Source organism: Streptosporangium longisporum (assembly GCF_039534895.1).
GTDB lineage: Bacteria > Actinomycetota > Actinomycetes > Streptosporangiales > Streptosporangiaceae > Streptosporangium > Streptosporangium longisporum.
Genome location: NZ_BAAAWD010000010.1, coordinates 377,260 through 390,795, shown reverse-complemented (window position 1 = coordinate 390,795; position 13,536 = coordinate 377,260). Strand labels below are relative to the sequence as shown.

Genomic DNA, 13,536 nt, shown 5'->3' with positions numbered 1-13,536 from the left:
CCGATCATCCCGCTCCGGCCGTCCCGCCGACGCCGGTCCCCACCTGAGAAAATCGAGGAAAGATGACATCCACCAGCGCGCAGCCCGAGTCCGTGGCCGCGGCGCCCGCCTCCAGGAGAAAGGTCCTGCAGGCACTGTCGGGGCTGATGGTGGGCATGTTCGTGTCCATCCTGGCCTCGACCGTCGTGGCCAACGCCCTGCCCCGCATCATCACCGACCTGCGGGGCTCGCAGACCGTCTACACCTGGATCGTCACCTCGGAGCTGCTGGCCATGACGGCCACGGTGCCGCTCTGGGGCAAGATGGCCGACCTCTACAGCAAGAAGCTGCTGATCCAGCTCTCGCTGGGACTGTTCGTGGTGGGCTCGCTGATCGCGGGCCTCACGCCGAACGTGGAGATCCTCATCGTCAGCCGCGTCGTGCAGGGCATCGGCGCCGGAGGCATGACCGCGCTCGCGATGATCGTGATGGCGGCCCTGATCCCGCCGCGTGAGCTGGGCCGCTACGCCGGCATCTTCGGTGCGGTGTTCGGTGTCGGAACGGTGGCGGGCCCGCTCATCGGCGGCCTGCTCGTGGACACCTCCTGGCTCGGCTGGCGCTGGTGCTTCCTCATCGGCGTGCCGTTCACGATCCTGGCCATCGTCCTGCTGCAGCGCACGCTCGACCTGCCGGTGGTCCGCAGGGACGTCAAGGTCGACTACCTGGGCGCCCTGCTGATCACGGTGGGCGTGTCCACGCTGCTGATCTGGTCGTCGCTGGCGGGCAACCAGTTCGAGTGGGGCTCCTGGTGGACCGTCGTCCTGGTGGGCGCCGCCGTGGTCGTCCTCGCGCTGGCCGTCCGGGTGGAGTCGCGCGCGGCCGAGCCGATCATCCCCCTGTACATCCTCAGGAACCGCACCGTCGCCCTGGCCACCGTGGCCAGCGCCCTGGTCGGCGTGGCCATGTTCGGCGGCACGGTCTTCCTGTCGCAGTACTTCCAGGTGGCGCTCGGCAAGTCGCCGACGATCGCCGGCCTGATGAGCCTGCCGATGGTGTTCGGCCTGCTGATCTCCTCCACCGTGGCCGGCCAGCTCATCACCAAGTGGGGCCGGTGGAAGGGCTTCCTGGTGGCCGGCGGCGTCGTCATGCTCGCCGGGATGGGCCTGCTCAGCACCATCGACGGCCAGACCGGCACGCTGCTGCTCGGGATCTACATGGCGGTGCTCGGCGTCGGCGTCGGCATGCTCATGCAGAACCTGGTCCTCGCCGCCCAGAACGACGTGCCCGCCCATGACCTGGGGGTCACCACCTCGGTGCTGACCTTCTTCCGCAGCATGGGCGGTGCCGTCGGCGTCAGCGCCCTGGGAGCGGTGCTGGCCGCGCGGATCACCACGCTCATGACGGAGAAGCTCGGCCCGATGGCCACCGCGGGCGGCGGCGACGCCGTACCCGACATCTCCGCACTGCCCGCTCCCGTCGTCCGCGTCGTCCAGGACGTGTACGCGACCGCCACCGCCGACCTGTTCCTCATCGGCGTGCCGCTCACCGCGCTCGCGCTGCTGGCGGTCCTGTTCATCAAGGAGAAGCCGCTCAACACGCTGTCGGGCGAGGAGAGGCTGGCCCGGGAGCAGGCCGCGTCCGCCGGTCACTGAGCGGGAGGGCGTCCCTCACCCCTCCGCGGCCCTGGCGACCGCGGCGGCGTGCTCGTCGGCCGTCATGCCACGGTCCGGGAAGTTCCGGTTGAGGTCGTACTGGTCGTCGGCCCACCGCCGGTAGTCCCGCCGGACGGTCGTCTCGTCGGAGTCGGTGACGCGGGCGACGTCGGCCCAGGTGACCCCGGCCAGCAGCGCGTGGTGGACGTTGGAGGGGTGGCGCACGGTGCGCGCGATGCTCTCCGCCAGCGCCAGCAGCTCGATGTGCTCGGCCACGGTGAGCGCGGGCCGGTCCCCGGCCCCGTGCCGGGCGGGATCGTAGATCCCCCGGGCCACCAGCTCGATCCGGGCGCGGGACGAGGCGTCCCTGGCGGCCAGCTCGTCGTAGCGCTCCAGCTGCCGGCCGACGGGCATGTCGTAGCGGGCGTCGCGCCAGGTCGTGCCGTGCTCGGGCGTGGTCATGACGGTCTCTCCGGGGGGGCGGGGCGGCGGCCGGGACCTCCGGAGCCCCGGCGACGGCCCGGTCGGGCGCGTCGCCGGCCCTCCGGCCGGGCCGGCAGGGTGAGGATATCCCAGCGTCCCCCCGTACGCGTACCGACGCCACGGGGCCGCGTCGCCGACGTGTCAACCCCGACGTTCGCTTGGTCCCGGATCCGACGTCCGGCAGAGGCGCGGGGGTGGGGTCCGCTCCTACGGTCCTGACCCATGACGACCGATCTGCGGAACGACGTCCGCACGAGGATGCTGTGGCCGGCCGCCCTGCTGGCCGCGGGAGCGGCCGCGGTGGGCCTGCTGTCCCCCGGCGGGCTGGGCACGCCCGAGCCGGTACGGGTCACCACCGGCGCCTCCGCCGAGGCGTACCGGTGGGTTCACGAGGCGATGGGCGGCGTGCCCGGGTGGCTGGAGGTCGCCTCCGGCGGCCCGCTGGTGCTGCTCGGGCTGATCCTCGCCCTGACGTGCTGGAACGCGGTGCGGCGGCGGGAGGCGTACGGCGTCGCGGGAACGATCGTGACCGGCGCCGGCACCGTGGCCGCGTACGCGCTCAGCGAGGCGCTGAAGCTGGCCGTGGACGAGGAGCGGCCGTGCCGGGCGGTGACGGCGATCGCGGGCTGCCCCTCGCCGGGAGACTGGTCGTTCCCCAGCAACCACGCCACCCTGGCCGCCGGGATCGCGGCCGGGCTGGGCGTGTTGCGGCCGAGGCTGGCCGTCCTGACCGTGCCGGTGGCCGTGGCGGCGGGGGCGCTGCGCGTGCTGGCGGGCGCCCACTACCCGCACGACGTGCTGGCGGGAGCCGTCCTCGGCGCCTGCGTCGCGGTGGCGGCGCTCCTGGCGATCACCCCGGCCGTGGCGCGCCCGGTGTCAGCGCTGCTCGGCGACGACGCCCGCCTCGTGCGCCACGACGGCCGCCGCCGCCCGGTTGTCCACGCCCAGCCGCGTCAGGATCGAGCTGACGTGCGCCTTGACGGTGCCCTCGGCGACCCCCAGCCGGCGCGCGATCTGCCCGTTGGACAGGCCGGTCCCCAGGAACCCCAGCACCTCGCGTTCCCTGGCGGTCAGCGTGTCGACCCGGGCGCGGGCGGCGCGGCGGCGGCCGGCCAGGGCCCCGGCGTCACCGGCGGCGAGGTGCGCGACCACCCGGGCCGCGACCCTCGGTGACAGGTACGCCGCGCCGTCGGCCACCGCCCGGACGCCCGCGATCAGTTCCTCCGGGTCACCGGACTTGACCAGGAACCCCGCCGCTCCCCCGCCGAGCGCCCGCAGGATGTAGTCGTCCTCGCCGAACGTGGTCAGGATCACCACACCGGTGGCGGGAACCGTCCTGCGGATCTCGGCCGACGCCTCGATGCCGTCGCCTCCCGGCATGCGGACGTCGAGCACGGCCACGTCGGGGCGGTGCCGCCGGGCCAGGTCCACGGCCTCGCGGCCGCCGGCGGCCTCGGCCACGACGGCGATGCCGGGGTCGGTGGACAGGATCGCCCGCACCCCGGCCCGGATCATGGGCTCGTCGTCGGCGACGAGCACCCGGATCATCTCTCCACCAGGGTGTCGGAGGACACCAGCAGGCCGCCGCGGAAGCACAGGCGGTAGGCGTCCCCGTACCGGTCGTCGAGGAGGTCGGCGGTCATCGCGTAATACTCGCACGTCGCCCCCTGCCCGGCCGGCTCGGGAACGTCCGGGCGGCGCCCGGCCTGCCGTTCCGGCAGCAGGCGCGCCAGCTCCGAGCGCGGCCGGCCGAGGTGCAGGGCGGCGTGGTCCTGCGGCGACAGCACCGACCAGCGGGCGGTCCGCGCCTCCCACAGGCGCAGGCCGCCGCCGATCAGCGCGGCCGTCACGAGGGGCAGCAGGAGGGCGGAGGCGACCGTACGGCGCACGGTGCCGCGGGCCCGCCGGTGCTCCCGCGGCACGGCGGCGTCCCCGGGGAGGCCCGCGGGCACGGCCCGGTCGCGCGGGAGGCGGGCCGAGACGGTGAAGCCCCCGCCGGCAGGACCGTGGGCGAGGATCCCGCCGGCCAGCCGGACGCGTTCGTCCAGCCCGATGAGCCCTCGGCCGCCCGAGGCGACGACCGGGGCGGGACCGGCCGGGGGCCCGTTCTCCACCTCGACCCGCGTCTCCGCCCCGGTGTGCCGTACCCGCACCGACACCGGCGCGCCGGGCGCGTGCCTGGCCGCGTTGGTCAGCGCCTCCTGGACGACGCGGTACGCCGCGCGTCCGGCCACCGGCGCCAGGCCGTCCGCGGTGCCCTCGACGCGCAGGGTGACCGCGAGCCCCGCCGCCGAGGCCCGCTCGACCAGCTCGGTCACGTCCGTGCCCGACGGCCGGACCGGCCCGTCCTCCTCCCGCAGGAGACCGACGACCTCGCCCAGCCGCTCCACGGCCGTCCCGGCCCGCTCCCTGATGTCCTGCGCGCTCGCCCGGTGCTCAGGCGCCAGGCCGGGGGCGAGTTTCAACGCCCCGGCCGACAGCGCGATCAGGCTGAGCTCGTGGCCCAGGACGTCGTGCATGTCCTGGGCGATCCGGGTCCGCTCGCGCAGCCGCGCCTGCTCGGCGACCAGCCGCTGCTCGCGTTCCAGATGCGCGGCCCGCTCCCAGCCCGCCCGTACGAGCGCACGGTACTGCCGGAGGAAACGCCCGGCGAACCAGGCCGTCATGGCGGCGGCCACCACCGCCACGAACCCGTCCCCCAGCGCCGTCCACGCCGGGACCGCGCAGACCGCGAGCACACCGGCCGACACCACCGCGACCAGCGCGAACGCCGCGTTCCTGGCAGGTCCGGGACGCGTCCCGGCCAGGAACGCGGCCGGCACGGCCAGTACCGCCCACCACGGGGTGGCGAGGCCCAGACCGGCGCCTGCCGCGGCCAGCCCGAGCGGCCATCCCGCCGAGACCGCAGGCCACCACCCGTCGCCGTCGCCGTCTGCGCTTCCGACCGGCATCACGGACGTTCTCCCCATGCAACCGCACAATAGGAGAAGACCCTTCGACACTCATATCGGACAGGCCACCCCCTCGTGCGGACGAGCCCCGCCGGGTCGTCGTGTCCGAGCGGGGACATGGGCCGCGTCCGGCCTGCACCACGACGTCCCCTCCGGCAGGCACTCCCCGCCCCCCCGCGCCCGGCACGCGCCGATGACCCGGGCCGCCCGCGGGACACGACCTGCTACTCGGTGATACTGTATAGTGGTACTCGGTGCCACCGGATACCGGGAGAGCGAAGAGGACCACGATGGACGACCTGACGGAGATGCTGAAGGGCACGCTCGAGGGCTGCGTACTGGAGATCATCGGCAGCGAGGAGACCTACGGGTACGCCATCACGCGCCGGCTGAACGAGCTCGGCTTCGCCGACGTCGTCGAGGGGACGGTGTACACCATCCTGCTGCGACTGGAGAGGAACGGGCTCGTCCAGGTGACGAAACGACCGTCCGAGCTCGGCCCGCCGCGCAAGTTCTACGTGCTCAACGACGCGGGACGCGACAAGCTCGCGACGTTCTGGGCGAAATGGGAGTACATCACATCGCGGCTCGAGAAGCTCAGGGAGGGCGGGAGATGAACGTCTGGGAGACCATCACGGGCAGCGATCTCACCAGGGAGTGGAAGGCGTTCGAGGTCCGGGCCCAGGCGTTGCCGGCCGGCCACCGGGCGGCGTGGGAGGAGATCAAGGGTCACCTCTCCCCCTACGCGGACTTCACCGGCCGGAACCTGATGCCGATCCTCGACAACGCCCTCGGGCTGCTCGAGGAGACGGCGGCCGACGGGCAGAGCGTTCACGAGGTGCTGGGGGACGACATCGAGGGCTTCTGCGCGGCGCTGGCCGGCGAGGAAAGGGGCCGGAGCCATCGCGACCGGTGGCGCCGGCAGCTGAACAGGAACGTCGCGAGGAAACTCGACCGGCTGGGAGGCTGACGTGGGCATCCAGGACATCATCGAGGGCAAGAGGCGGTGGCGGGCGCACACGGCGCGGGTCAGGGCGCTCCCGCCGGACTACCGGATCGTCTACACGGAGATCCAGAGGTACCTCTTCAAGGTCGGGCCGGTCGGCCTGCCCGACGGGCCCCTGTTGCCGGGGATCGTCGACTTCTTCGAGGAGGGCGTCGCGGCCGGTACGGGGGTGCGGGAACTTCTCGGCGACGACGTCGCGGCCTTCTGCGACGACCTGATCAAGGACTCGCGCACCCACGCGGACGTCTACCAGGAGTCCGCAGGCGGGAGACCCGGCACGGCCGGGACGTGACCGATCATGAAGCGGCCGGTCACGACGCGGCCGGGGGGTGCGGCGCCTCCCTTGCGGGGGGCGGCGGAGCGGGGTGGCCGGGCGCGCATGTGGTCGCGTACCCGGGTCATGATGTCGCCGAGGTGGTGCAGGTCGTCGTCGGTCAGGGGGTCGAACAGCAGCCGGCGGGTGACCTGGACGTGGCCGGGCAGGACGCGGTCGACGAGCTCCCGGCCGTCGTCGGTGACGGTGACCGCGGTGGCCCGCTCGTCGTCGGGGCTGGGACCGCGGGTGATGAGACCGGCCTTCTCCAGAAGGCCGGCCTGGTAGGTCAGGCCGCTGCGGCTGTAGACGACGCCGTCGGCCAGCTCGGTCATGGTCAGCGGGCCCTGGACGTGGGCGAGGCGCGCCAGCAGCTGGAACTGGACATAGGTGATGCCGCCCTCGGCGCGCAGCTGCTGTTCGACCTGGTACTGGAGCAGGCTGACGGCCTCCATGAGCACGAAGTAGGCGCCCAGCTGGGCGGGGTCGAGCGGCTGGACGCCCTCGGTGTCGGGACGGCTGTCGGTCATGCCCTCACGGTACATGTTGCGAATTCAAAGCGTCACGACGAGCGTCGCCCCTCGGGGCCACAGCTTCGGCGTCACACCCCCTCGCCACGCCCCGGGATCACTTACGCCGGAAGGTCTCCACCGGGTGGCCGGGACGCCAGAGGCGGACGACGAGCTCGTCGCCCTCGACCGCGGTGATCACCGCCTCGTGGACGTCCAGGCGGAACACGTGGGAACCGGCGGGCGACTCCGAACCGGTGGCACGGTCCTGCTCGGGACCGGTCACCTCGACCGCGACCCCGGCCACCTTGGCGTCACCGCCCCGGTACGGGTGGGCGTGGATCGCACACCGGCCGTCCCGCCGGAGGTCCAGGGCCTTGACCGCGTTCGCCATCGAGCCGAACAGCAGGTCCGGGCCCCGGAAACCGACCTCGCTCCCGCTCACCCGAGGTGAGCCGTCCCTGCGCAACGTCGCCAGCACGTGGGTCTCGGCCGCCTCGAACCGGGCCTTCACCGCCGACGCGAGGTCGGCGGCCTCGCTCTCGAACCTCTCCCATGTCGTCATCCCGCCAGTCTCACCGCGAGGACCGACAGAACGAGGCGCGCCGGTCACCGCCGGACGCGGCCCGGACGGATCCGCCCGCCCGGGAGAGGCGCCACCGCGGGCACGCCCGCGTGCCCCTCCAGAACCGTCGACGCGCGCCGCACATTCGCGCGGATCGTAGTAGCGTCGGAGCCGGTCCGCCTGAGCGGCGACGTCGTTCCGGTCCTGTTCCATCGTGCGTGAAGTCGGAGGTGATCACGGTGCATCCGGTCTTGTGACGGCCCCATCCCGGGGTGTCACGGAGCCGAAAGGTGACCGTATGAGCAAGACCGACAAGACCCGGCCCTGGTGGGTGCGGATGGCGGACACACCGATGGTGACCTGCCTGCCCGTTCACGACCACCGGTTCGGGCCCTGCACGCTGCCCGAGGAGATCACCGCCGACAGCGCGTCCCTGAGCCACCGCACGAGCGGTTGCCACTGGAGCGCCGGCACCCACGCCTACCACCTGTTCGGCTACGGCCACGGTGGCCGGGAGTGGTACCGCCTTCGTCGCGACGAGCGCCGCCGCGACCGTCACCGGGCCCGCCGCGAGCTCCGAGAGCTGCGTGAGCTCCGCGAACTCCGCGCCCGCCGGGACCGCAAGTGAGGGGACCGCTCAGCCGCGCAGCAGCACGTTGAGCCGCGCGGCCTGCCGCATGAGGTGGTCGCGTTCGGGGAGGTTGGGCGCCGATCTGGCGGCCTCGGCGTAGAGCCGTGCCGCGGTGACCGGGTCGCCGTCACGCTCGTGCAGGTACGCCGCGACGGCGGCGTGCCGGGGCAGGGCGGGGTCGAGCCGCGCCAGCGCGGCCAGGCCGGCCCGCGGGCCGTCCGCCTCGCCGACCGCGACGGCCCGGTTGAGCCGGGCCACCGGGCTGCCGGTGAGGCGCACCAGTTCGTCGTACCACTCGACGATCTGCACCCAGTCGGTCTCCCCGGCCGTCCGGGCGTCGGCGTGCAGCGCGGCGACGGCCGCCTGGGCCTGGAACTCGCCCAGGCGGTCGCGGGCCAGGGCCGCCTGGAGCACGTCGACGCCCTCGGTGATCAGACGGGTGTCCCACAGGCCGCGGTCCTGCTCGGCGAGCGGCACGAGCCTGCCGTCGGGGCCGGTCCGTGCCGGGCGCCGGGCGTGGTGGAGCAGCATGAGCGCGAGCAGGCCCGCGACCTCCTCGTGGTCGATCCCGGCGGCCAGCCGCCGGGTGAGCCGGATCGCCTCGCCGGCGAGGTCGACGTCACCGGAGTAGCCCTCGTTGAAGACCAGGTAGAGCACCCGCAGCACGGTGGCGACGTCACCGGGCCGGTCGAACCGGACACCCGAGACGGTCCGCTTGGCCCTGCTGATCCGCTGGGCCATGGTCGTCTCCGGCACGAGGTAGGCCTGCGCGATCTGACGTGTGGTCAGGCCGCCGACCGCGCGCAGCGTGAGCGCGACGGCCGAGGCCGGTGTCAGGGACGGGTGCGCGCACAGGAAGTACAGCCGGAGCGTGTCGTCGGCCGCCTCGCCCGGACCGGGAGCGGGCTCGGCCTCGGCGCGCACCTCGCGGTGCCGCCGGGAGGCGTCCGCGCGGGCGGCGTCGAGGAACTTGCGCCAGGCCACGGTGACCAGCCAGCCCTTGGGGTCCCGCGGCGGGTCGCCCGGCCACACCCGCACGGCCTCGACCAGGGCGTCCTGCACGGCGTCCTCGGCCGACGCGAAGTCGGCCCCGCGACGGACGAGGACGCCGATCACGGTGGGGGCGAGGGCCCGTAGCAACCTCTCGTCCACCGCGCGTCACTCCGTGATGGTCGGAAGCTCGGTCAGGAACGGGCGTACCTCCAGCCACTCGTGGATCGGCCTCCCGCCCGCCCCGGGGGCCGCGGACAGTTCGGCGGCCAGCTCGAGCGCCCGCCCGTGGCTCTCGACGTCGATCACCATCCAGCCGGCGATCAGGTCCTTGGTCTCCGCGAACGGGCCGTCGGTGACCGGCGGGCGCCCCTCGCCGTCGTAGCGGACGAACGTGCCCTCCGGGGAGAGCGCCTGGCCGTCGACGAACTCGCCGGTGCTCTCGAGCCGGGCGGCGAACTCCTGCATGTACCGCACGTGGGCCGAGACCTCCTCCGGCGTCCACCGGTCCATCGGCACGTCGTTGACCGGTGCCGGCGCGCCGCGGTAGTGCTTGAGCAGCAGGTACTTCGCCATCGTGTTCTCCTCGGTGCGGTACGGCTCCATTGTGGCCGTGTCCGCCCCGGGGACGGAGCAGCGGGCGGGTTCTCGACGTCCCGCCGCGACTTTTCTCCGCGGATCCCGAGGATTCCGCGTCCCGCAGGGGCCGTGGACGGCCACGGGAGCCGCTCGGTGTCCGGCCGCGGGCCGGTACCGGTCTGGTGCCGGTCCGGTGCCGGCCGGGTCCGGCGGGGCACCGGCCCGGACGGGTCAGGGCCGGTCACGGTGAAGGCGGCCGTTCGTCGCCGCCGATGCCGGCCAGGCCGATGTCTCCGTCGGGCAGTGGCCGGATGTCCGGGCGGGCGCGCAGGCCGCCCGCCGGGCGACCGGCCCACGGCACTCCCAGAACACGCGCTAGATGGCGTCCCGCTCCTCCAGCCACTTCAGAATCGCCTGGTTTGTTTCTTCCGGTTTTTCCTGCTGGATCCAGTGACCGCAATCCAGGCTGACCACTTCCGCGTTGGGCACGAAATCCGTCAGTCTCTCTGACTTCTGGACCGCGTCCCGGTCGCCGTAGATCATGAGCGTGGGCTGTTGGACGATCGGGTTCACGTCCGCCAGCAAGCGCCAGTTGCGGTCAAGGTTTCTGTACCAGTTGACACTGCCCGTGAACCCCGATGATTCGAAGGCGGAGACGAGAACGGCCAGTTCGCCGTCGCTCATCACGGGCTCACCGAGTGGTGTTTCCGCCCTGGCGAGATCGATCAACGCCATACCCGGCCGAGGCTCTGCGGGGGGCTGGTTCTTCCGGTACAGGTTGCGGAGGAACCGGAACGTGTTCTCTTCGAACACCGCGTCCGCGACGCCTGGCCGTCGGTTGAAATGGACGAAGTAGAAATCGCCGCCGAGCACGTCCTCCATGGACTCTATCCAGGGCTTTTCCCCGCGCTCCTGGTAGGGCAGGCTCAGGTTGATCACCTTTTTCACACGGTTCGGATGCAGCAGGGTCAGTCCCCAGACGACCATTGCGCCCCAGTCATGACCGACAAAGACGGCGTCTTCGTATCCGTAGTGATCGAGAAGCGCGATGAGATCACCCGACAGGTGTTCAATGTCGTAGTCCGTTACTTCGGCCGGACGGGACGAGTTTCCGTAACCCCGCTGATTCGGGACGATGACGTGGTAGCCCGCCGCGGCGAGGGCGGGCACCTGATGACGCCAGGAGAAGGCGTGCTCCGGCCAGCCGTGACAGAGCACGATGGGTTTTCCCGCGTTCTGCCGGCCGGCTTCGAAGACTTCGAGTTCCACACCGTTCACCGGGACAAGGGTGGGCTCGGGAAAATCGGCTGGGTCGAACATTGCATTTCCTCTTTGTCTTTTCGGGGTGATCAGGAGACGAAGGTGCCCGGGGACGGCGTCGGCGCCCCCTGGGAGACCGAGGGTCGATACGGTCCTGGGCAGGACTCGTCGGTGAGGTCGTGTCGCCATCTTGCCGACCGAAACCGGTCACCTCATGACCGGTTTCGTGTGAAAGTGTCGTCGGTGTGCGAACCGACCGGCTGGTGGCCGTCCTCCTCTTGCTGCAACGGCGCGAGCAGGTGACAGCGGCGGAGGTCGCCCGGGAACTGGAGATCTCCGAGCGCACCGCCCGTCGCGACCTCGACGCCCTGGCCATGGCCGGGGTGCCCGTGTACTCCATGCAGGGCCGAGGCGGCGGCTGGCGCCTCGTGGGCGGCGCTCGCACCGACCTGTCCGGGTTGACCGCGAGTGAGGCCCGCGCCCTGTTCCTGGTCGCCGGCCAGGCGTCGCCGGCGACGCCGGCCGTGAAAGCGGCTCTGCGCAAGCTCGTCCATGCCCTGCCGGAACCCTTCCGGGTGCAGGCCGAGGCGGCGGCGTCGTCGCTGGTCATGGACCCGCAACGATGGGGGTCGAGCCAGGTCGAGCGCCGGCCACCTCGCTTCCTCGACGAACTCCAGGACGCGGTGATCCGCGGCGTCCAGGTGCGGCTCGGCTACGTCGACCGCGGAGGCGCCGAAACCGAGAGGACCGTCCACCCGCTGGGCCTCGTCGCCAAAGGTCCGTCGTGGTACCTCGTCTCCGACACCGAGACCGGCCGGCGGACCTTCCGGATCGACCGCGTGTCGTCCGCCGACCCGACCGGCGATCCCGTGCACCGGCCCGAGGACTTCGACCTCGCCGAGAGCTGGCGCGAGATCGCCGACGAGGTCGACCGCAGACGAACACCGCTGGTGGTCCAGGCGGTCTGCGTTCCCCACGGGATCGGCATACTCCGGATGGGGCTCGGCGAGCGGCTCGAGGTGGGAGGTTCCACGCCCGACGGCCGCATCGAGGTCGTGATCCGCGGCCACGACGAGTACACGCTCGCCGGCGAGCTCGCCGGACTGGTCGAATGGCTCGAGGTGACCGGCCCTCCGGGTGTGCGGGACCACCTGGCCTCGATCGGCAGCGCGCTCGTCGAGCGATACGGCTGAGACCGGCACGAGCGTCTGCCGGCCGGTCCGCCCGCGAGCCGGCGCGACGTCCGGGAACGATCACCGCGTGGCCGGGCATCGCGGGTGGCAGGATTCGCCGTATGGGCGAAGGCGGATACTCGTTGAGGGCGGCGACGGCCGGTGACGCGGACTTTCTCACGGACATGCTCGTGGCCGCCGTGAACTGGGATCCCGCCCGGGAGGCGGTCGGCCGCGACCGTGTCCTCGCGGACCACCGGACGGCTCACTACGTCGAGGGCTGGCCCCGGCCGGGCGATCTCGGAGTGGTCGCCGTCGAGGCGGGCGGGCGACCGGTCGGCGCGGCCTGGCTACGGCTTTTCGGCCCCGACGACCCCGGCTACGGGTTCGTGTCCGGGGACGTCCCGGAGCTCTCGGTGGGCGTCCTGCCGTCGTGGCGGGGCAGGGGGGTCGGACGAGCCCTGGTGGGCGAGGTCGCCCGCCGGGCGGCGGAAGCCGGTCTCACCCGCATCTGCCTGAGCGTCGAGCGGGCCAACCGCGCGCGCCGCCTCTACGCCGCCGAGGGGTTCACGACCGTCGGATCGGGGCCGGACTCCGACACCATGGTCATGGTCCTCCGCGGGCGATGACACCGGCCGGGCCGCGACGGCGAGCGCGGGACGCCCGTCTCTCCCGGACGGTGACCACCGGCCCCTGAGGGGTTCCGTCACCGCGTCACCGCGTCCCGGCGCCCCGGATCGGATCTCCCGCGAGGCCGCGAAGGCGCCCGCCGGACGGACAGGCGGCCCGGATCGGGGTACGGCGCGTTGCCTACATACCCCCCCTAGGTATATTGTGGGTGAATCGCCGGGAAGAGGCGCGAGCAGGGAGGCCGCGATGGCTGAGTCGACGGGATCCGGTGGTCACACCGGGCACGAGGAGCTTCACGGGCACGACCACCACGGTCACACCGGGCATGCCGGCCACACCGGGCATGCGCGGAAGGCCACCTGGGGAGTGGCGGCGTCGGCGACCCTGCACTGCCTGACCGGGTGCGCCATCGGCGAGGTGCTCGGCATGGTGATCGGCACGGCCCTGGGGTGGGCGAACGTGCCCACCATCGTCCTGGCCGTCGTACTGGCCTTCTTCTTCGGCTACGCGCTCACCCTGGTCGGGCTGCGCAGGGCGGGTGTCGACTGGCGCAAGGCCCTGCGGCTGGCACTGGCGGCCGACACCCTGTCCATCCTCGTCATGGAGATCGTCGACAACGGGGTGATGATCGCGGTTCCCGGCGCCATGGAGGCGGGCCTGACCTCCGGCCTGTTCTGGGGCGCCCTCGCCTTCGCCCTCCTGGTCGCCTTCCTGGTGACCACGCCCGTCAACAAGTGGATCATCGGCCGGGGCAGGGGGCACGCGGTCGTCCACGCCTACCACCACTGACCGGCACCCGCCGGGTGCCCGCCCGGC

Annotated in this window: 17 protein-coding genes and 1 pseudogene; 9 read left to right on the top strand and 9 right to left on the bottom strand. The window is 72.7% G+C overall.

The features are described from left to right. Positions 1-62: 62 nt before the first annotated feature. Positions 63-1,631 (top strand): MDR family MFS transporter, encoded by a 1,569-nt coding sequence (locus ABD832_RS20505; protein ID WP_344897768.1) that lies wholly within the window; start codon positions 63-65, stop codon positions 1,629-1,631. A 15-nt stretch (positions 1,632-1,646) separates the two neighbouring features. Here the strand turns inward: ABD832_RS20505 and ABD832_RS20500 are convergent, their stop codons facing one another. Both ABD832_RS20500 and ABD832_RS20495 read right to left on the bottom strand, forming a co-directional pair. After that, positions 1,647-2,093: a hypothetical protein gene (locus ABD832_RS20500; RefSeq protein ID WP_344897765.1), complete on the bottom strand. Its 447-nt coding sequence runs from the start codon at positions 2,091-2,093 to the stop codon at positions 1,647-1,649. Positions 2,094-2,500: 407 nt separating this feature from the next. After that, complete coding sequence (locus tag ABD832_RS20495; protein WP_344897762.1) at positions 2,501-2,776, bottom strand: hypothetical protein; 276 nt, start codon at positions 2,774-2,776, stop codon at positions 2,501-2,503. Here ABD832_RS20495 and ABD832_RS42195 point away from each other — a divergent pair. Next, positions 2,658-2,903 (top strand): annotated as a pseudogene (locus ABD832_RS42195) (phosphatase PAP2 family protein); the annotation flags it as partial. The gene ABD832_RS20495 and the pseudogene ABD832_RS42195 overlap by 119 nt on opposite strands. A gap of 87 nt (positions 2,904-2,990) precedes the next feature. Here the strand turns inward: ABD832_RS42195 and ABD832_RS20490 are convergent. Beyond that, the gene (locus ABD832_RS20490) at positions 2,991-3,662 is read right to left on the bottom strand and encodes a response regulator (RefSeq protein ID WP_344897759.1); all 672 of its coding nucleotides are present in this window, start codon (positions 3,660-3,662) and stop codon (positions 2,991-2,993) included. Beyond that, a complete protein-coding gene (locus tag ABD832_RS20485) occupies positions 3,659-5,065 on the bottom strand; it encodes a sensor histidine kinase (protein ID WP_344897756.1) in 1,407 nt (468 codons plus the stop codon). Before ABD832_RS20485 ends, ABD832_RS20490 begins: the two co-directional genes overlap by 4 nt. Before the next feature lie 290 nt (positions 5,066-5,355). Between ABD832_RS20485 and ABD832_RS20480 the strand changes: the two genes are divergently transcribed. The 3 genes from ABD832_RS20480 to ABD832_RS20470 are packed head-to-tail and all read left to right on the top strand — an operon-like array spanning position 5,356 to position 6,363. After that, positions 5,356-5,682 carry a PadR family transcriptional regulator gene (locus ABD832_RS20480; protein ID WP_344897753.1) on the top strand — a complete coding sequence of 109 codons (327 nt, stop codon included), beginning with the start codon at positions 5,356-5,358 and terminating at the stop codon, positions 5,680-5,682. Next, positions 5,679-6,035 carry a DUF1048 domain-containing protein gene (locus ABD832_RS20475; RefSeq protein ID WP_344897750.1) on the top strand — a complete coding sequence of 119 codons (357 nt, stop codon included), beginning with the start codon at positions 5,679-5,681 and terminating at the stop codon, positions 6,033-6,035. Before ABD832_RS20480 ends, ABD832_RS20475 begins: the two co-directional genes overlap by 4 nt. Position 6,036: 1 nt before the next feature. Further along, positions 6,037-6,363 (top strand): DUF1048 domain-containing protein, encoded by a 327-nt coding sequence (locus tag ABD832_RS20470; protein ID WP_344897747.1) that lies wholly within the window; start codon positions 6,037-6,039, stop codon positions 6,361-6,363. On the opposite strand, the gene ABD832_RS20465 is transcribed toward ABD832_RS20470, so the two are convergent. Continuing rightward, entirely contained in the window at positions 6,318-6,914 is a 597-nt protein-coding gene (locus tag ABD832_RS20465) for a MarR family winged helix-turn-helix transcriptional regulator (RefSeq protein WP_344897744.1), read from the bottom strand. The two genes, ABD832_RS20470 and ABD832_RS20465, sit on opposite strands and share 46 nt — an antisense overlap. A gap of 97 nt (positions 6,915-7,011) precedes the next feature. Then, positions 7,012-7,458 (bottom strand): pyridoxamine 5'-phosphate oxidase family protein, encoded by a 447-nt coding sequence (locus ABD832_RS20460; RefSeq protein ID WP_344897741.1) that lies wholly within the window; start codon positions 7,456-7,458, stop codon positions 7,012-7,014. Between the two features lie 298 nt (positions 7,459-7,756). Between ABD832_RS20460 and ABD832_RS20455 the strand changes: the two genes are divergently transcribed. Next, positions 7,757-8,086, top strand: coding sequence for a hypothetical protein (locus tag ABD832_RS20455; protein ID WP_344897738.1), 330 nt, complete (start codon positions 7,757-7,759; stop codon positions 8,084-8,086). A gap of 9 nt (positions 8,087-8,095) precedes the next feature. On the opposite strand, the gene ABD832_RS20450 is transcribed toward ABD832_RS20455, so the two are convergent. From ABD832_RS20450 to ABD832_RS20440, 3 genes are all read right to left on the bottom strand, one after another. Continuing rightward, the gene (locus ABD832_RS20450; protein WP_344897735.1) at positions 8,096-9,241 is read right to left on the bottom strand and encodes an RNA polymerase sigma factor; all 1,146 of its coding nucleotides are present in this window, start codon (positions 9,239-9,241) and stop codon (positions 8,096-8,098) included. Between the two features lie 6 nt (positions 9,242-9,247). Beyond that, positions 9,248-9,655 (bottom strand): YciI family protein, encoded by a 408-nt coding sequence (locus ABD832_RS20445; RefSeq protein ID WP_344897820.1) that lies wholly within the window; start codon positions 9,653-9,655, stop codon positions 9,248-9,250. A gap of 378 nt (positions 9,656-10,033) precedes the next feature. After that, positions 10,034-10,978: an alpha/beta fold hydrolase gene (locus ABD832_RS20440; RefSeq protein WP_344897732.1), complete on the bottom strand. Its 945-nt coding sequence runs from the start codon at positions 10,976-10,978 to the stop codon at positions 10,034-10,036. Between the two features lie 185 nt (positions 10,979-11,163). Between ABD832_RS20440 and ABD832_RS20435 the strand changes: the two genes are divergently transcribed. The 3 genes from ABD832_RS20435 to ABD832_RS20425 all read left to right on the top strand — a co-directional run bounded on the left by ABD832_RS20435 (position 11,164) and on the right by ABD832_RS20425 (position 13,509). Then, positions 11,164-12,111, top strand: a complete 948-nt coding sequence (locus ABD832_RS20435; protein WP_344897729.1) for a helix-turn-helix transcriptional regulator — start codon at positions 11,164-11,166, stop codon at positions 12,109-12,111. A 101-nt stretch (positions 12,112-12,212) separates the two neighbouring features. After that, on the top strand, positions 12,213-12,719 hold the full coding sequence (locus tag ABD832_RS20430; RefSeq protein WP_344897726.1) for a GNAT family N-acetyltransferase: 507 nt from the start codon (positions 12,213-12,215) through the stop codon (positions 12,717-12,719). 247 nt (positions 12,720-12,966) lie between these two features. Then, entirely contained in the window at positions 12,967-13,509 is a 543-nt protein-coding gene (locus ABD832_RS20425) for a DUF4396 domain-containing protein (RefSeq protein ID WP_344897723.1), read from the top strand. Positions 13,510-13,536: the final 27 nt, after the last annotated feature.

Excerpts from the sequence above, each read along its gene's own strand:
- ABD832_RS20475 (WP_344897750.1), top strand. The coding sequence starts at position 5,679 with ATGAACGTCTGGGAGACCATCACGGGCAGCGATCTCACCAGGGAGTGG.
- ABD832_RS20480 (WP_344897753.1), top strand. The coding sequence starts at position 5,356 with ATGGACGACCTGACGGAGATGCTGAAGGGCACGCTCGAGGGCTGCGTA.
- ABD832_RS20505 (WP_344897768.1), top strand. The coding sequence starts at position 63 with ATGACATCCACCAGCGCGCAGCCCGAGTCCGTGGCCGCGGCGCCCGCC.
- ABD832_RS20485 (WP_344897756.1), bottom strand. The coding sequence starts at position 5,065 with ATGCCGGTCGGAAGCGCAGACGGCGACGGCGACGGGTGGTGGCCTGCG.
- ABD832_RS20490 (WP_344897759.1), bottom strand. The coding sequence starts at position 3,662 with ATGATCCGGGTGCTCGTCGCCGACGACGAGCCCATGATCCGGGCCGGG.
- ABD832_RS20445 (WP_344897820.1), bottom strand. The coding sequence starts at position 9,655 with ATGGCGAAGTACCTGCTGCTCAAGCACTACCGCGGCGCGCCGGCACCG.
- ABD832_RS20440 (WP_344897732.1), bottom strand. The coding sequence starts at position 10,978 with ATGTTCGACCCAGCCGATTTTCCCGAGCCCACCCTTGTCCCGGTGAAC.
- ABD832_RS20465 (WP_344897744.1), bottom strand. The coding sequence starts at position 6,914 with ATGACCGACAGCCGTCCCGACACCGAGGGCGTCCAGCCGCTCGACCCC.
- ABD832_RS20425 (WP_344897723.1), top strand. The coding sequence starts at position 12,967 with ATGGCTGAGTCGACGGGATCCGGTGGTCACACCGGGCACGAGGAGCTT.
- ABD832_RS20430 (WP_344897726.1), top strand. The coding sequence starts at position 12,213 with ATGGGCGAAGGCGGATACTCGTTGAGGGCGGCGACGGCCGGTGACGCG.
- ABD832_RS20500 (WP_344897765.1), bottom strand. The coding sequence starts at position 2,093 with ATGACCACGCCCGAGCACGGCACGACCTGGCGCGACGCCCGCTACGAC.
- ABD832_RS20460 (WP_344897741.1), bottom strand. The coding sequence starts at position 7,458 with ATGACGACATGGGAGAGGTTCGAGAGCGAGGCCGCCGACCTCGCGTCG.
- ABD832_RS20455 (WP_344897738.1), top strand. The coding sequence starts at position 7,757 with ATGAGCAAGACCGACAAGACCCGGCCCTGGTGGGTGCGGATGGCGGAC.